Origin of the sequence: Actinoplanes sp. NPDC049598 (assembly GCF_040675435.1) — a bacterium.
Lineage (GTDB): Bacteria > Actinomycetota > Actinomycetes > Mycobacteriales > Micromonosporaceae > Actinoplanes.
Genome location: NZ_JBFAOX010000004.1, coordinates 334857 through 349404, shown reverse-complemented (window position 1 = coordinate 349404; position 14548 = coordinate 334857). Strand labels below are relative to the sequence as shown.

General features: G+C 70.3%; 13 protein-coding genes. 6 read left to right on the top strand and 7 right to left on the bottom strand.

What is annotated here, in order from left to right:
* Window positions 1-18 precede the first annotated feature (18 nt).
* Window positions 19-627 (top strand): YdeI/OmpD-associated family protein, encoded by a 609-nt coding sequence (locus AB0J66_RS12810; protein ID WP_364659229.1) that lies wholly within the window; start codon window positions 19-21, stop codon window positions 625-627.
* A gap of 1 nt (window position 628) precedes the next feature.
* Here AB0J66_RS12810 and AB0J66_RS12805 read toward each other — a convergent pair whose 3' ends face one another.
* The gene (locus AB0J66_RS12805; RefSeq protein WP_364659227.1) at window positions 629-982 is read right to left on the bottom strand and encodes a hypothetical protein; all 354 of its coding nucleotides are present in this window, start codon (window positions 980-982) and stop codon (window positions 629-631) included.
* Between the two features lie 224 nt (window positions 983-1206).
* Here AB0J66_RS12805 and AB0J66_RS12800 point away from each other — a divergent pair, with 224 nt between their 5' ends.
* A complete protein-coding gene (locus AB0J66_RS12800) occupies window positions 1207-3876 on the top strand; it encodes a tetratricopeptide repeat protein (RefSeq protein ID WP_364659225.1) in 2670 nt (889 codons plus the stop codon).
* A gap of 24 nt (window positions 3877-3900) precedes the next feature.
* Here AB0J66_RS12800 and AB0J66_RS12795 read toward each other — a convergent pair whose 3' ends face one another.
* Genes AB0J66_RS12795 through AB0J66_RS12785 form a run of 3 tightly spaced genes read right to left on the bottom strand, consistent with a single transcriptional unit; the run spans window position 3901 to window position 7472 of the window.
* Window positions 3901-5556 carry an extracellular solute-binding protein gene (locus AB0J66_RS12795; RefSeq protein WP_364659223.1) on the bottom strand — a complete coding sequence of 552 codons (1656 nt, stop codon included), beginning with the start codon at window positions 5554-5556 and terminating at the stop codon, window positions 3901-3903.
* Window positions 5557-5562: 6 nt separating this feature from the next.
* Window positions 5563-6480 carry a carbohydrate ABC transporter permease gene (locus AB0J66_RS12790; RefSeq protein WP_364659221.1) on the bottom strand — a complete coding sequence of 306 codons (918 nt, stop codon included), beginning with the start codon at window positions 6478-6480 and terminating at the stop codon, window positions 5563-5565.
* The gene (locus AB0J66_RS12785) at window positions 6477-7472 is read right to left on the bottom strand and encodes an ABC transporter permease subunit (RefSeq protein ID WP_364659219.1); all 996 of its coding nucleotides are present in this window, start codon (window positions 7470-7472) and stop codon (window positions 6477-6479) included. Before AB0J66_RS12785 ends, AB0J66_RS12790 begins: the two co-directional genes overlap by 4 nt.
* Window positions 7473-7610: 138 nt before the next feature.
* Between AB0J66_RS12785 and AB0J66_RS12780 the strand changes: the two genes are divergently transcribed.
* A complete protein-coding gene (locus tag AB0J66_RS12780) occupies window positions 7611-10064 on the top strand; it encodes a X2-like carbohydrate binding domain-containing protein (RefSeq protein ID WP_364659217.1) in 2454 nt (817 codons plus the stop codon).
* A gap of 85 nt (window positions 10065-10149) precedes the next feature.
* Here AB0J66_RS12780 and AB0J66_RS12775 read toward each other — a convergent pair whose 3' ends face one another.
* Window positions 10150-10734: a helix-turn-helix domain-containing protein gene (locus AB0J66_RS12775; protein ID WP_364659215.1), complete on the bottom strand. Its 585-nt coding sequence runs from the start codon at window positions 10732-10734 to the stop codon at window positions 10150-10152.
* A gap of 83 nt (window positions 10735-10817) precedes the next feature.
* Between AB0J66_RS12775 and AB0J66_RS12770 the strand changes: the two genes are divergently transcribed.
* Entirely contained in the window at window positions 10818-11660 is an 843-nt protein-coding gene (locus AB0J66_RS12770) for an oxidoreductase (protein ID WP_364659213.1), read from the top strand.
* Here the strand turns inward: AB0J66_RS12770 and AB0J66_RS12765 are convergent.
* Together AB0J66_RS12765 and AB0J66_RS12760 are read right to left on the bottom strand one after the other, a co-directional pair.
* Window positions 11657-11893, bottom strand: a complete 237-nt coding sequence (locus AB0J66_RS12765; protein WP_364659211.1) for a hypothetical protein — start codon at window positions 11891-11893, stop codon at window positions 11657-11659. The two genes, AB0J66_RS12770 and AB0J66_RS12765, sit on opposite strands and share 4 nt — an antisense overlap.
* Window positions 11894-11921: 28 nt before the next feature.
* Entirely contained in the window at window positions 11922-12785 is an 864-nt protein-coding gene (locus tag AB0J66_RS12760) for a YhjD/YihY/BrkB family envelope integrity protein (protein WP_364659478.1), read from the bottom strand.
* A gap of 136 nt (window positions 12786-12921) precedes the next feature.
* Here AB0J66_RS12760 and AB0J66_RS12755 point away from each other — a divergent pair, with 136 nt between their 5' ends.
* Both AB0J66_RS12755 and AB0J66_RS12750 read left to right on the top strand, forming a co-directional pair.
* Window positions 12922-13530: a helix-turn-helix domain-containing protein gene (locus tag AB0J66_RS12755; RefSeq protein ID WP_364659210.1), complete on the top strand. Its 609-nt coding sequence runs from the start codon at window positions 12922-12924 to the stop codon at window positions 13528-13530.
* A gap of 78 nt (window positions 13531-13608) precedes the next feature.
* Window positions 13609-14526, top strand: a complete 918-nt coding sequence (locus tag AB0J66_RS12750; RefSeq protein WP_364659208.1) for an NADP-dependent oxidoreductase — start codon at window positions 13609-13611, stop codon at window positions 14524-14526.
* Window positions 14527-14548 lie beyond the last annotated feature (22 nt).

The following is a 14548-nucleotide window of genomic DNA, read 5'->3' as shown; positions in this document are numbered from 1 at the left end:
CCGGTTTAGCCTTCTTCCATGGCTGAACCGGGGTCCGTTGCGCTGCCCGAGCTGATCGTCGCCGACGCCGAGGAGTTACGGGCGTGGCTGGCGGAGAACCACGCCACCTCGGCCGGCGTGTGGCTCGCCCTGACCAAGAAAGGTGGCACGGTCACCACGCTGACCTGGCAGCAGGCGGTCGACCAGGGCCTCTGCTTCGGCTGGATCGACGGACAGGCCCGCAAGCGCGACGAGGGGTCGTCGTGGATCCGCTTCACCCCGCGCCGGGCCCGCAGCTCGTGGTCGCGGCGCAACGTCGGGCACGTGGCCCGGCTGGAGGAGCAGGGGCTGATGCACCCCGCGGGCCGGGCCGCGGTCGAGGCGGCCAAGGCGGACGGGCGGTGGGACGCCGCGTACGCCCCGCCCTCGGAGGCCGAGCCGCCGGCCGACCTGCTGGCCGCGATCGCCGCCGAGCCGGCCGCCCAGGCCATGTTCGACGTGCTGACCAGCGCCAACCGGTTCGCCCTGATCTACCGTCTCAACGCCGTCAAGCGCGCCGAGACCCGCGAGCGGAAGATCGCCGAGTTCGTCGCCATGCTGGCCCGCCACGAGACCCCCCACCCGCAGAAAGCCCGGCCCTCGGCCTGAATCAACTCCAGATGTGGAGATTGGCGCCGGGGCAGCCGGTTTCGCACCAGATCTGCGCCTCGTAGCTGGACCAGACGTTGCCCAGGGTCTTCTCGAGCGGCGCGTTGACAGTGACTCGGTGAATGGTCTTGCCGTTGTTCACGTCGATCACGGTGAGGGTGTAGTTCCCCCGGGTGCCGGCGGTGGAGACGAAGATCTGGTGCGACGAGTTGGCCGGCGTGTTGCCGGCGCTGCAGTAGTTGGTGGTCACCGAGCACCAGTGGTCGTTCGCCGCGAGCGCCGCCCCCGGCGTGGCCACCAGCATCGTGCCGGCGATGGCCGTGCCGGCCACCGCTGCCTTGATCGCGTTCCGCATGGGTCCTCCTCGGTTGTGTCGGAGCCGGTCCGGCACTTCCGCGTCCCTCGCACGCGGCGCGCGCCGCGACCGGCCCGCCCAGCTTCCGGGACGCCGATTGTCGGTCAGTTGCTTTTGGATTGCATCGGCCATATCCACGTGCTTCGCTCGACAGCGTGGACAGACCCGCGGAGAACGGGGCTCCGTGGTGTCTGCTCGGTCCACCGCGCTGGCGGGTGGACGGTGTGGACGTCGATCTGGGTCCCGCCAAACAGTGCTGTGTGATGGCCGTGCTCCTGTTGACGCCGGGGCACAGTGTCCCGGTCGCGACGCTGGTCGACCGGGTGTGGGGCGACGATCCGCCGCGGGCCGGCAACGCCGTCGCGCCGTACGTGGCGCGGCTGCGCCGGATCATCGAGCGGGCCGGCGGCGACCCGGGGATGCTGCGGTTCGTCGCGGGCGGGTACCGCGCCGACGTGGCCGCCGAGGACGTCGACCTGCACCGGGCGCGGCGGCTGGCCGCGGCGGCCCGCGAGGCCGGCGACGACGACCGCACCGCCGTCCTGCTCGGCCGGGCCCTGTCCGGCTGGGAACCGGTCGCGCTGGCCGGCCTGCCCGGGGACTGGGCGGCCCGGGTGCGCGAGGCCCTGCACCGCGAACGGCTCGACCTGCTGGCCGAGCTGGCCGAGACGCAGCTGCGGCGGCATCGGGCGGACGACGTGGTCGAGCGGCTCCGGCCGGTCGCCGCCGAGCACCCGACGGCCGAGCGCGTGGTCGCCGCGCTGATGCGGGCGCTGGCCGGCAGCGGGCGGGTGGCCGAGGCCCTGGAGTGCTACGCCCGGCTGCGGGCCGCGGTCGCCGGCGAGTTCGGCAGCGAACCCGGCCCGGCGGTCCAGGAGCTGCACGTCGAGCTGCTGCGCCGCGAGGCCCCGGCCCCGGGCCCGGACCCGGGCGGCCCGGCCCAGCTGCCGGCCGACGTGGCCGGCTTCACCGCCCGCGACGCCGAGCTGCGCCGGCTCGACGAGGCGCTCGGCGACGACCGCCCGGTGGTGCTCTCCGGCACCGCCGGCGTCGGCAAGACGACCCTGGCCGTGCACTGGGCGCATCGGGTCCGGCACCGGTTCCGCGGGGGTCAGCTGTTCGTCAACCTCGGCGGCTTCGGCCCGGCCCCGTCGGTGGTGCCGCCGGACGAGGCGCTGCGCGGCTTCCTCGAGGCGCTCGGCGTGCCGGCCGGGCGGATCCCCCGCGACCTGACGGCCCGCTCGGCCCTGTTCCGGACCCGGGTGGCCGGGCACCGCCTGCTGATCGTCCTGGACAACGCCCGCGACGCCGACCAGGTGCGGCCGCTGCTGCCCGGCGCGCCGGACTGCGCCGTCGTCGTCACCAGCCGGGACCGGCTGCTGAGCCTGGTCGCCATCGAGGCGGCCCGGCCGGTCGAGGTCGGCCTGCTCACCCGGGCCCAGGCGCGCACGATGCTGGCCCGCCGGCTCGGCGAGCGGCGCGTGGACGCCGAGCCGGCGGCCGTGCGGCGGCTCGGCGACGCCTGCGCCCACCTGCCGATCGCCCTGGCCATCGTGGCCGCGCACGCGGCCGGCCGGCCTGATCTCCCGCTGGCCGAGCTGGCCGGCCAGCTCACCACCGGCGACGGGCTCGACCTGCTCGACGGCCACGACGCCAGCAGCAACGTCCGGGTCGTCTTCTCGTGGTCGTACCAGGGCCTGACCCCCGCCGCGGCGCGGCTGTTCCGGCTGCTCGGGCTTCATCCCGGCCCGTCGTTCACCGCCACCGCGGCGGTGAGCCTGGCCGGTCAGCCGGCCGGCCAGATGCTCGACGAGCTCGTGCGGGCCCACCTCGTGGCGCCCGCCGCGGGCGGCCGCTACGAGCTGCACGACCTGCTGCGCGCGTACGCCGGGGAACTGGCCGGCGCCGGCGAGCGGGACGCGATGCACCGGCTGCTCGATCACTACCTGCACGGCGCCTGCACGGCCATGCGGCTCAACCACACCCCGTCCACGCTGACCCCGCCACCGGCCCGCCGCGGGACGGTCGTCGACGAGATCGCCGACGACGGCGCCGCGCTGGCCTGGCTGATCGCCAACGACCCGGTGCTGATCGGGCTCATCCGGCGGGCCGGGCCGGCCGGCTTCGACGGGCACGCGTGGCGGCTGACCCGGGCCCGGGACCACTTCGCCGTGCGGCAGGGCCGCTGGAGCGACCTGATCGAGCTGGGCGAGATCGGGCTCGGCGCGGCCCGGCGGACCGGGGACCGGGCGGCGGAGGCGCAACTGCTGCGGAGCCTGGCCCGGGCCCATCTGATGCGCGGCGACCACGACGAGGCCCGGCGGCGCGCGCTGACCGCGGCCGGGCGCTTCCGCGAGCTGGGCGAGCGCACCAGCGAGGCGCAGACGCACCACTTCCTGGCCGACGTCTTCGACCGGATGGGCGAGCCGCGTACGGCGCTGCGGCACGCCCGTACCGCGCTGAGCCTCTACGAGTCCACCGGCGACCGGGCCGGCACGGCCCGGGCCCTCAACGCGGCCGGGTGGTGCCACGCCGTCCTGGGCGAGCACCGCCTCGCCGTCGAGAACTGCGAGCGCGCGCTGACGCTGTTCCGCGAGGCCGGCGACCGTGACGGCGAGGCGGCCACCCAGGGCAGCCTCGGGTACGCCCGCGAGCAGTCGGGCGAGCGCGACCACGCTATCGGGCACTACGAGCAGGCGGCCCGCCTGTGCCGGGAGATCGGCGAGCGCTTCTACCTGGCCGACACCCTGAGCCACCTGGGTGACTGCCGCCGGGCCGCGGGCGACCGCCGGGCCGCCCGCAGCGCCTGGGCCGAGGCCCTGGACATCTTCGACGAGCTGGATCACCCGGCCCAGGACCTGCGGGCCAAGCTGGCCGAGATCCCCGCCGGCTGACGGACGGCCGGCGGGGATCCCGCGTCACTTGTTGGTGGACTTGTACCGGTCGTACGCCTTCTGGTTGAGCTCCAGGTAGCGCTTCAGGCCGATCCCGTCCAGGCCCTTGACCCAGGTGTCCCAGTCGGTGTCGATGTTCTTGGAGCCGGTGATGAAGGCCAGCTCGCCCTGGCTGACATAGCTGTCCAGGTTGGTCTTCAGGGTGGCCAGCTCGGAGACGTCACCCGGGTCGACCCAGATCTGCGCCTCGGGGAAGACCTTGGCCTTGTCCACGTGCGGCTCGTACAGCTTGGACGCCTCGAACAGCCGGCGCTCCAGGCCCTGCTCGGAGTAGATGTCCTTCGGCACGGCCTGCTCGTTGCGCAGCTTGGTCGTGACGTTGTACTGCGACATGGACGACCAGGCGACGTTCTTCGGGACTTCGGCCGAGTCCTTCGCCTTCCAGGTGGGCTTCACGCTCTCGTCGAGCGCGATGTCGCCGGCGGCGGGCTTGACCCAGGCGACGTTCTCCGGGCCGGCGTTGACGGTGAGCTGCCCCTCGTCGGTGTAGATGTAGTCGAGCATCTTCAGGGCCGCGATCCGGGCCTGTTTGCTCGACTTGTTGGTCAGCATGAAGGTGTAGCCGGTCGAGGTCGGGTTGTTGTAAGCGGTGTAGCTCTTGCCCTCGGGCCCGGTCAGGGGCGGCACGGCGTCGTACTGCTTGTCCCGGCCGTCCTTCTGGCCCAGCTGGACGAAGATGCCGGGGTAGAGCACCGGCGAGGAGCCGACGCGTACGGCCTTGGGGTCGTTGCCGGTGGCCTGCAGGGCCTCCGCGTTCTGGGTGAACGAGGCCCGGTCGATCAGGCCCTCCTTGTAGAGCGAGTTGATGTACTTCAGGCCCTCGCGCCACTCCGGCTTGTCGACCGGCGTCTGCACCGTGTCGCCGTTCAGCTCCAGCAGGGACGGCACACCGTTGCTGGCGCCGAACGGGGCGTACGCGAACGCGCCCATCAGGTAGCCGATCAGCGTGCTGTCCTGGGTGTCGGTGGTCATCGGGATCTCGTCGGCCTTGCCGTTGCCGTTCGGGTCCTTGGTCTTGAACGCCCGCAGGACGGTGCGCAGCTCCTCGGTGGTCTTCGGCATCGGCAGGTTGACCTTCTTCAACCAGTCCGAGTTGATCCAGAGCTTGTTCCAGTACGTGCAGTGGTAGCAGTCGGACCACTGCGGCAGCGCGTAGATGTGCCCGTCCGGCGTGGTCGACATCGCCTTGAGCACGGGGTTGCTGTCGAGCGCCTTCTGGACGTTCGGCGCGTTCTCCTTGATCAGATCCTCCAGCGGTACGGCGACGCCCTGCTGGCCGAGCTTCTGGACCTCGGGCTTGGTGAACGCGTCGATGTACGGCGTCAGCAGGAACAGGTCCGGGTAGTCGCCGCTGGAGATGGCGATCTGGCGCTTCTCCTTGGCCGGCCCGCCGTCCATGGTCGTGGTCGTGAACTGGAACTTGATCTTGAACTTGTCGCTGAGCATCTTGGTGGTGGCGTTGGTGTCCAGCTTGGTGTCGGCGTCGGCCGCCGCCATGGCCGTGATGACGACCTTGTCGCCGTCCATCTTGGCCTGCGGGGCATCTTCCTTGCTTCCGGAGCAACCAGCCGCGGTCACCAGCGTCGCGGCAACCCCGAGGGCGATGAATGATCTTCTCATGGTTCCTTATCCCTTGACGGCGCCGACGAGGACGCCCTTGGTGAAGAAGCGGGCGACGAAGGGGTAGATGATGAGTACCGGCAGGCTCGAGATGACGATGAGCGCGTACCGCAGCACATTGGCCAACTGCATTTGACGCATCGACTCGGCCAGATCGACGGAACCGGTCCGGCCGGGGCTGTTGAGAATGAGGATGTTGCGCAGCACGATCTGCAGCGGGAACAGATCGGGGTCCTTGAGATACACCAGGGCGTCGAAATAGGTGTTCCACTGGTAGATCGTGTACATCAGGGCGAGGACGGCCAGCAGCGGCTTGGAGAGCGGCAGCACCACCGACCACAGGGTGCGGAGCCCACCCGCCCCGTCCAGCTGCGACGCCTCGTAGAGCTCGTCCGGGACGGTGTTGGCGAAGAACGTGCGGGCGATGATCACCTGCCACACGCCGATCGCGTTGGGGATCAGCAGGGCCCAGCGGGTGTCCAGCATGCCGAGGTCGTGCACGACCATGTAGGTCGGGATCAGGCCGCCGGAGAACAGCATGGTGAAGATGAGCAGCGTCATGATGACGTTGCGGCCGTAGAAGGTCTTGCGGGACAACGGGTACGCGATGGCCACGGTCAGCGTGACGCTGATGATGGTGCCGGACACCGCGTAGATCAGCGAGTTGTAATAGCCCTGCAGGACCTCGGAGTTGTTGAGGGCCGAGCGGTACGCCTCGAGCGAGAACTCGACCGGCCAGAAGCTGACCCGGCCCGCGTTGACCGCCTCCGGGCTGCTGAACGAGCTGGCCACGATGTAGATCAGCGGGAACAGCACCAGGGCCAGAAGCACGACCAGCATGATCGTGATGACGATCAGGAACATCCGGTCGCGGAAAGGCTCGCGAACCTTGGCCGGCTTCTTCGCGATAGTCGTCGCTGTCATCGCCACAATCCGTTTCCGGTGACCCGCTTGGCGATGAAATTGACCACCAGCAGCAGGCAGAGATTGACCACCGAGTTGAACAGGCCGACCGCGGTGGCCATGCTGAAGTCGGCGTTGATCAGACCCGTCTTGTAGACGTAGGTCGGGATGATTTCCGACTGCGCGAGATTCAGGCTGTTCTGCAGCAGATAGGCCTTCTCGAAGCCGATCGCCATCATGTTGCCCACGCCCAGGATCAGCATGATCACCGCGGTCGGCATGATCCCCGGCAGGTCGATGTGCCGGATCCGCTGCAGCCGGCTGGCCCCGTCGACCTTGGCCGACTCGTGCAGCGCGGGGTCGATGCCGGCCAGCGCGGCCATGTAGATGACGGCCGAGTACCCCGCCGTCTGCCAGACGTCGGACCACACGTAGACGTGCCGGAAGAAGTCCGGATCGCCGAGGAAGTCGATCGGCCCGCCTCCGACGTGCCCGAGCCCGTCGTTGACGATGCCGTTCGGCGCCAGCAGCAGGATCGTGATCGAGACGACGACCACGGTCGAGATGAAGTAGGGCGCGTAGGTGACCATCTGCACGGTCCGCTTGAACCAGCCGTTGCGGATCTCGTTGAGCGCGACGGCCAGCAGGATCGGGATCGGGAAGCTGGCCAGCACCAGGTAGAACGCCAGGATGAAGGTGTTCTTCAGCAGCGTGCCGAAGACCGGGTTGGTGAACAGCCGCTGGAAGTTGTCGAACCCGACCCAGGGACTGCCCCACGGCCCCAGCACCGGGCTGTAGTCCTTGAACGCGATGACGTTGAAGGCCATCGGGATGTACTTGAAGATCACGAAGTACGCGATCGGGATGAGCGCCAGCAGGTAGAGCTGCCAGTGCAATCGCCAGGACTTCTGCGCCTGCGACCAGCGGCTCCGCCGGCGCACGGCCGGGGCGGGACGCCTCGGCTGCTCGGTCGCGCTCGGCGGCGCCACCGAGTGCGTTGTCGTGGTCGCCATCAGGCGCCGATCTCGGGAAACATGGCCGAAACCTAGGCTCAATAATTTCCTTCGTCAAGTATTGATTTCCGTGAGTCGCGGGTTCTAGGCTCGGCCCACTCTGTGCCGCCTCCCCGCTCTGACCAGGAGGTCTTTTCCGTGACCCGTCCCCACGCTCGTCTCGCCGCCGTCCTCGGCGCGACGATGCTGCTGGCCCTGAGCGCGAGCGCTACCGCCGCGCAAGCCGCCACCGGCCCCAGGCCGAGCCCGCCCCCCGCGGCACGGGCGCTGCCCGGCCCGGTCACCACGACCGCCGAGGGGCCGTCCGCCTCCACTCCGGACCCATGGGCGGTCAAGCCCTACATGGGGTGGAGCAGCTACAGCATGCAGGTCTACTCCGGCAACGGTAAGTGGATCACCGCCGACCAGCTGATCAAGCAGTCGGACGCGATGAAGAGCAAGCTGCAGAAGTACGGATACAACTACATCAACGTCGACGCCGGCTGGAACGACGGGGTCGACGCCAACGGCCGCCCCAAGCCCAGCGCCACGCTCTACCCGCAGGGTCTGCAGAAGGTCATCGACCACGTCCACAAGAACGGCCAGAAGTTCGGGCTGTACATGATCCCGGGCATCTCCCCCGAGATCTACAACGCGAGCCTGCCGATCGCCGGCGCGCCCGGCTGCACCACCCACGACATCGTCAAGCAGCCGATCCAGCAGGCCGACTACTGGAACATCGGCTACCGGCTCGACTTCACCAACCCGTGCTCGCAGAAGTACATCGACTCGATCGTCGACAACTTCGCGAAGTGGGGCGTCAACTTCGTCAAGTTCGACAGCGTCACCCCCGGCTCGGGCATCAGCGACCTGTCGCTCGACGCCCGCGACGACGTCGCCGCCTGGTCGTCCGCGCTCAAGAAGCACAAGATCTGGTTCGAGCTGTCCTGGGCGCTGGACCCCAAGTACGCCGACTACTGGCGCTCCAAGGCCAACGGCTGGCGGATCGACTGGGACGTCGAGTGCTACTGCGCCAACGAGGCGCTCACCCAGTGGCAGAACATCGCCCGGCTCTTCCCCGACCTGGCCACCTGGTGGCGCCACGGCGGCAACGGCGGCTGGAACGACCTCGACTCGCTCAACGTCGGCAACGGCAGCATGGACGGCCTGACCCAGGACGAGCGGCGCACTGCGATGACCCTGTGGGCGATCTCGGCCGCCCCTCTCTACCTCGGCAACGACCTGACCAAGCTCGACCCGTACGGCCTGAGCCTGCTCACCAACCCCGAGGTGATCGCGGTCGACCAGGCCGGCACCCCCGCCCGCCCGGTCTCGGCGACCGCGCAGCAGCCGATCTGGTATGCGCTCAACCCGGACGGCAGCTACACCGTGGCCCTGTTCAACCTGGGCCGCACCGACAAGGACATCACCGCCACCTTCGCCGACTTCGGCCTGACCGGCGCCGCCACCGTCCGCGACCTGTGGGCGCGCAAGGATCTGGGCAGGTTCACCGGCTCCTTCACCGCGGACACCGTGCCGATCCATGGCGTACGCCTGCTGAAGGTGACCCCGCAGCCCGGGGCCAAGGTGGCCGTCAACGACGACGCCCTGCGCGTCGGCTATCAGGGCGACTGGACCCGCAACGGCGGCAAGGAGGTCGCCGCCACGTCGCAGCCGCTCGACCTGACGGTCACCGACACCGGCACCCCGGCCCCGCCGGCGACCAGCGGCCCGGTCCGCATCATCACCCACGACGACAACGACACGGGCATCGCCTACGCCGGCACCTGGTCACAGAGCACCGGCCGCGGCCTCGATGACTACAACGACAACGTGCACTACACCGAACGCAACGGCGACTCGTTCCAGTACACGTTCACCGGCACCGGCGTCTCGTACGTCACCGAGATGGACAGCTCCCAGGGCGAGGTCGACATCTACCTTGACGGCACCCTCGTCAAGACGGTCAACGCGGGCCGCGCCGAGGGCGAGCCCCGCCTGTCCCAGCAAGCCGTCTTCTCGGTCAACGACCTGCCCAACGGCAGCCACACCTTGATGGCGGTCAAGAAGTCCGGCTCCTTCATGCTGCTCGACCGCATCGACGTGCTGCAGCCCAGCCTGCTCGACCCGCCCACGGCGTCGTTCGACAAGAAGGCCCCGGCCGACATCCAGGTCAAGCTGCTGCAGTCCGGCTTCCTCGGCATCACCGGGCTCAAGGAGGGCACCGACTACACCGTGTCGGGCTCCACCGTCACGCTGCGCTCGGCCTACCTGGCCACCCGCCCGGTCGGCGCGACCCGGCTCGACTTCTCCTTCCGCGGCGACTACCTGGACGACATCCACGCCACCACGAAGAACGGCGACGCCGTCACCTACACCTTCACCGGCACCGGCGTCGACTGGATCACCGCCACCGCCCCCGACCAGGGCCTGGTCGACATCTACATCGACGGCGCCCTGGCCAAGCGGGTCAACACCAACAGCGCCACCCGAACCACCCAGCAAACCCTCTTCAGCGTCGCCAACCTGAAGAACAAGCAGCACACCTTCAAGGCCGTGAAGGTCTCCGGCGACATCCTCCGCACCGACGTCATCCGCTTCACCACGAGATAACCCATGCATGAAAGGCCGGGAAGCGATGACGCTTCCCGGCCTTTCGTCTACAGAAGCGTACTTCTCAGAACTACGGTTCTGTGACTCACAGCACTCCTCCGGGTCGGCCTTCCGCCGTGGTCAGGTAGTTCTCGAGCGTCGCGGTCATCAGGTCGGCCAGCGTGCGGTTGTTGCCCGGCTGGTTCCAGTGGTTGCGGGCGACGAAGAAGATGGCGACCGCGGTCCAGGCGGCGACGGCCGCGGCCGGCTCATTGGTGTCGCGGGCGCGGAGGGCGGCGGCGATCGTGTCGGCCAGGGCGGCGCGTTTGACCAGCTCGCGTTCCCGCAGTTCGGGGCTGGCGGCGATGACCCGGCCGAGCAGGACGGCGCCCTCGCGGTACTGCTCGTAGAGGGTGTCGGCGGCGTGGGCGAGCCCGGCCACGGCGGCGGGCAGCGGCGGCACCCCCTCGGGCTGGGTGCGGATGGCGGTCGCGATGAGCTCGTCCGAGGTCTCCTGGCCGGCGAAGACCACCTCGCGCTTGTCGGCGAAGTGGTGGAAGAACGTGCGCCGGTTGAGGCCGGCCCGCTCGGCGATCTGGGCGACGGTCGTCTTCTCGAAGCCCTGCTCGTCGAAGAGCAGCAGCGCCGCCTCCCGCAGGCGTTCCTCCGCGCCGGGTTCCCATCTCGCCATGACGGCCAGCCTACGTGATTGCACTCAGTGGCATCACGGGCGTACGGTGATGCCACTGAGTGCAATCACCTGGGGAGCCCGTCATGAACGACCTGTCCGGCCGCACGGCCATCGTCACCGGCGCCAACTCGGGCGTCGGCCTGGCCACCGCCCGCGCCCTGGCCACCGCCGGCGCCCACGTCGTGCTCGCCGTCCGCGACCTGAACAAGGGCCGGGCCGCCGCCGCCACGATCCCGGGCCGCACCGAGGTCCGCCGGCTGGACCTCGCCGACCTCGCCGCCGTGCGCGCCTTCGCCGACGGCTGGGCCGGCCCGATCGACCTGCTCGTCAACAACGCCGGCGTCTCCGTGCCGGAGCTGCGCCGCACCGCCGACGGGTTCGAGATGCAGTTCGGCACCAACCACCTGGGGCCGTTCGCGCTGACCAACCTGCTGCTGCCGCAGATCACCGACCGGGTGGTGACGGTGGCCTCGCAGGCCGAGCGGATGGGCCGTCTCGACCTCGACGACCCGAACAACGAGCGCCACCGGTACCGCCAGACCGCCGCCTACAACCGCTCCAAGCTGGCCAACATGCTGTTCACCGCCGAGCTGCAGCGCCGCCTGGACGCGGCCGGCTCCAAGGTGCGCGCCCTCGCCGCCCATCCGGGCCTGGTCCGCAGCGAGATCTACACCGACGCCGGCCCGATGGCCAACCTGATGGTCCGCACCCTCGGCCAGAGCCCCGAGCAGGGCGCCCTCCCCGTCCTCTACGCCGCCACCGAGGACCTCCCCGGCGACAGCTTCACCGGCCCGAGCCGCCTCGCCCACATGCGCGGCGCCCCCGAGCTGATCAACCGCTCCGCCACCGCCCGCGACGCACAGCTGGCCACGCGCCTGTGGTCCCTCTCCGAAGAGCTCACCGGCACGCGGTTCCCGCTCGGCTAGGGGGCGCCCGTGGCGATGGCGGCCAGCTTGGGCAGCAGCCACGGGGCGATGACCTGCTGGACGCCGGACGGGGTGTAGTGCAGCCCGTCGCTGCGGACCCGCAGGCCGTCGACTTGCCAGGCCACCCCGGCGTGGAACAGCACCACGGACAGGACCGCGAAGGCCCGGATCCCGTCCAGCGCGGGCCGGTGACCTCGCAGCGGCAATGGTCTCGGGTCGTCCTTCGTGGTCATCGCGCGGGCGTACCCGCGACCGGTCCACTCATTCCGGGGGATCGTCCGGCTGCACCGCCGTCGCGTCGCCGTCGTCGGTGGCCAGGTCGTCCGGGTGGCCGGTGGTGCTGGTCGCGGTCAGGGCGGCGGCGAACAGGACCATCTGGTTGACGGCGCTGAGGAAGATCAGCAGCCCGACCGAGCCGGCGACGAGGTGATAGGCGGGATTCGCCTCGGTGCTACGGACGTACAGCCGGCCCAGGGTCTTGAGGAGTTCCAGGCCGAGCGCGACCAGGACGGCCGGTCCCAGGACGCGGCGCAACCGCATCCGCAGCCGCGGCAGCGCGGTCAGCATGCCCGCCGCCAGCACGGTGTTGACCCCGATGGCCAGCAGGAGCCCGACCGTGGCGGGCAGCCACGGCGACACGGCGACCAGCCGGTTGGCCGCCTCCGTGGTCACGTAGGCCACCAGCAGCGAGGCGATCAGCAGGACGCCCAGCCCGGCCAGCATGACCAGGTCGACGAGCACGCGGACGACGAACCGGCCCGGGTACTCGGGCAGCTCCCAGATCTTGCGGATGGACGAGCGCAGCACGTCGGCCCAGAACCAGGCCGTGACCGGCAGGCCGATGAACGCGATGACGCCGGCCGTGTCCCGGGCGTCGCGCCACGTCCGCACGTCGACGTACGGCAGGTTCTCGGCGACGTAGCGTTCCACCGCGCGCAGCACCGCCGGGTCGTCCAGCACGAACCCGAAGACCGCGAAGCCCAGCAGGCCGAGCGAGAACGCGGCGAAGAACGAGTAGTAAGTCACCGCCGCGGCGAGCCGGCCGCCGTCGGCCTCGTCGTACCGCCGCCCGGCCCTGATCAGATGGTCGAGCCAGCCGACCCGGCGCCGTAAGCGCTGCCACATCACGGCGCTCGGGTACCCCGGAGACCTCCCCGCTACGCCGACGTCAAACAGGGACAACTTGTCCTTGGATAACGGCGGCCTTCTCCGGGGCGGCCGGGCGCGCGATGCTTGATCCAACGAACGGGGAGGGCGAGAGATGGACCGGGCGCAACTGGCCGACTTTCTGCGGGCGCGGCGTGAGGCGCTGCAGCCGGAGGACGTCGGGCTTCCCCGGGGGCCGCGGCGCCGGACCGGGGGTCTGCGGCGTGAGGAGGTGGCCGCGCTGGCCGGCATGTCGGCCGACTACCTCGGGCGGATCGAGCAGCAGCGGGGGCCGATGCCGTCCGAGCAGATGCTGGCCTCGCTCGCCCGGGCGCTGCACCTGAGCCTGACCGAGCGGGATCATCTTTTCCACCTGGGCGGGTTCTCCGCGCCGCAGCGGATCCTGCGGGACGACCACATCAGCCCGATGATGATGCGCATCATCGAACGCCTCTCGGACATGCCGGCGATCGTGATGTCCCGGTTCGGCGAGACCCTGTTGCAGACCCGGCCGGCGGTGGCCCTGCTCGGCGACTACACCCGGTTCACCGGGATGTCGCGTTACCTGGTCTACCGCTGGTTCACCGGTGAGCCGACGACCCGCTACCTGTTCCCGGAGGAGGATCACGGCGCGCGGGGCCGGGTGTTCGCGGCGGAGATCCGGGCCGCGTACTCGGCCGACCCCACGGGGCGGCTGCAACTGGTGAGCGCGCTCACACCGTAAGCCTATTGCTTCGAATTCGAAGCGAGGTATTGTCAAGAAGTGCTTCGAGTTCGAAGCAACAAGCCAAGGAGAGTCGTCATGAAGGCAGTGCGTTTCCACGAGTACGGCGACCCGAGCGTCCTGCGTTACGAGGACGTGGAGCAGCCCACCCCCGGCGCCGGCCAGGTGCTGGTCAAGGTCGCCGCGACCTCGTTCAACGGGGTCGACGCCAACATCCGCGGCGGCTTCATGCAGGGCCCGATCCCGGTCACGCTGCCGCACACCCCGGGCATCGACGTCGCCGGCACGGTCGAGGCGCTCGGCGAGGGCGTCACCAGCGTCCAGGTGGGCGACCAGGTGATCGGCTTCCTGCCGATGGACAAGCCCGGCGCCGCCGCCGAGTACGTACTCGCCCCGGCCGAGGTGCTGACGCCCGCGCCGAAGAGCATCCCGCTGGCCGACGCGGCCGCGCTGCCGATCGTCGCCCTGACCGCGTGGCAGGCGCTGTTCGAGCACGCCGGGCTCAAGGCCGGTCAGCGCATCCTGATCAACGGCGCCGGCGGGGCGGTCGGCGACTACGCGGTGCAGCTGGCCAAGCGGGCCGGCGCCCACGTCATCGGCGTCGCCAGCGCCCGCACCAGCGGCAAGGTCCAGGCCGACGAGGTGCTCGACCCCACCGCGATCACCGTCGGCGAGCCGGTCGACGCGGTGCTCAACCTCGCCCCGGTCGCCCCGGAGCGGCTGGCCGCGCTGGTCCCGCTGATCCGCGACGGCGGCGTCCTGGTCAACACCACGGTCTGGATGCCCGCCCCGTCCGACGAGGCGCGCGGCGTGCGCGGCATCAACCTCTTCGTCCGCAGCGACGCCGCCCAGCTGGCCCAGCTGGCCGGTCTGGTCGACCAGGGTGAGCTGCGGGTCGAGATCGCCTCGCGGGTGCCGCTGGCCGAGCTGGCCACCCTGCACGCCGACGCCGCCGAGGGCAAGCTGCCCAGCGGCAAGACCATCATCTTCGCCTGACCTGCACCGAAGGAGAGATCCG

Excerpts from the sequence above, each read along its gene's own strand:
- AB0J66_RS12785 (WP_364659219.1), bottom strand. The coding sequence starts at position 7,472 with ATGGCGACCACGACAACGCACTCGGTGGCGCCGCCGAGCGCGACCGAG.
- AB0J66_RS12795 (WP_364659223.1), bottom strand. The coding sequence starts at position 5,556 with ATGAGAAGATCATTCATCGCCCTCGGGGTTGCCGCGACGCTGGTGACC.
- AB0J66_RS12760 (WP_364659478.1), bottom strand. The coding sequence starts at position 12,785 with ATGTGGCAGCGCTTACGGCGCCGGGTCGGCTGGCTCGACCATCTGATC.
- AB0J66_RS12770 (WP_364659213.1), top strand. The coding sequence starts at position 10,818 with ATGAACGACCTGTCCGGCCGCACGGCCATCGTCACCGGCGCCAACTCG.
- AB0J66_RS12750 (WP_364659208.1), top strand. The coding sequence starts at position 13,609 with ATGAAGGCAGTGCGTTTCCACGAGTACGGCGACCCGAGCGTCCTGCGT.
- AB0J66_RS12775 (WP_364659215.1), bottom strand. The coding sequence starts at position 10,734 with ATGGCGAGATGGGAACCCGGCGCGGAGGAACGCCTGCGGGAGGCGGCG.
- AB0J66_RS12755 (WP_364659210.1), top strand. The coding sequence starts at position 12,922 with ATGGACCGGGCGCAACTGGCCGACTTTCTGCGGGCGCGGCGTGAGGCG.
- AB0J66_RS12790 (WP_364659221.1), bottom strand. The coding sequence starts at position 6,480 with ATGACAGCGACGACTATCGCGAAGAAGCCGGCCAAGGTTCGCGAGCCT.
- AB0J66_RS12765 (WP_364659211.1), bottom strand. The coding sequence starts at position 11,893 with ATGACCACGAAGGACGACCCGAGACCATTGCCGCTGCGAGGTCACCGG.
- AB0J66_RS12805 (WP_364659227.1), bottom strand. The coding sequence starts at position 982 with ATGCGGAACGCGATCAAGGCAGCGGTGGCCGGCACGGCCATCGCCGGC.
- AB0J66_RS12810 (WP_364659229.1), top strand. The coding sequence starts at position 19 with ATGGCTGAACCGGGGTCCGTTGCGCTGCCCGAGCTGATCGTCGCCGAC.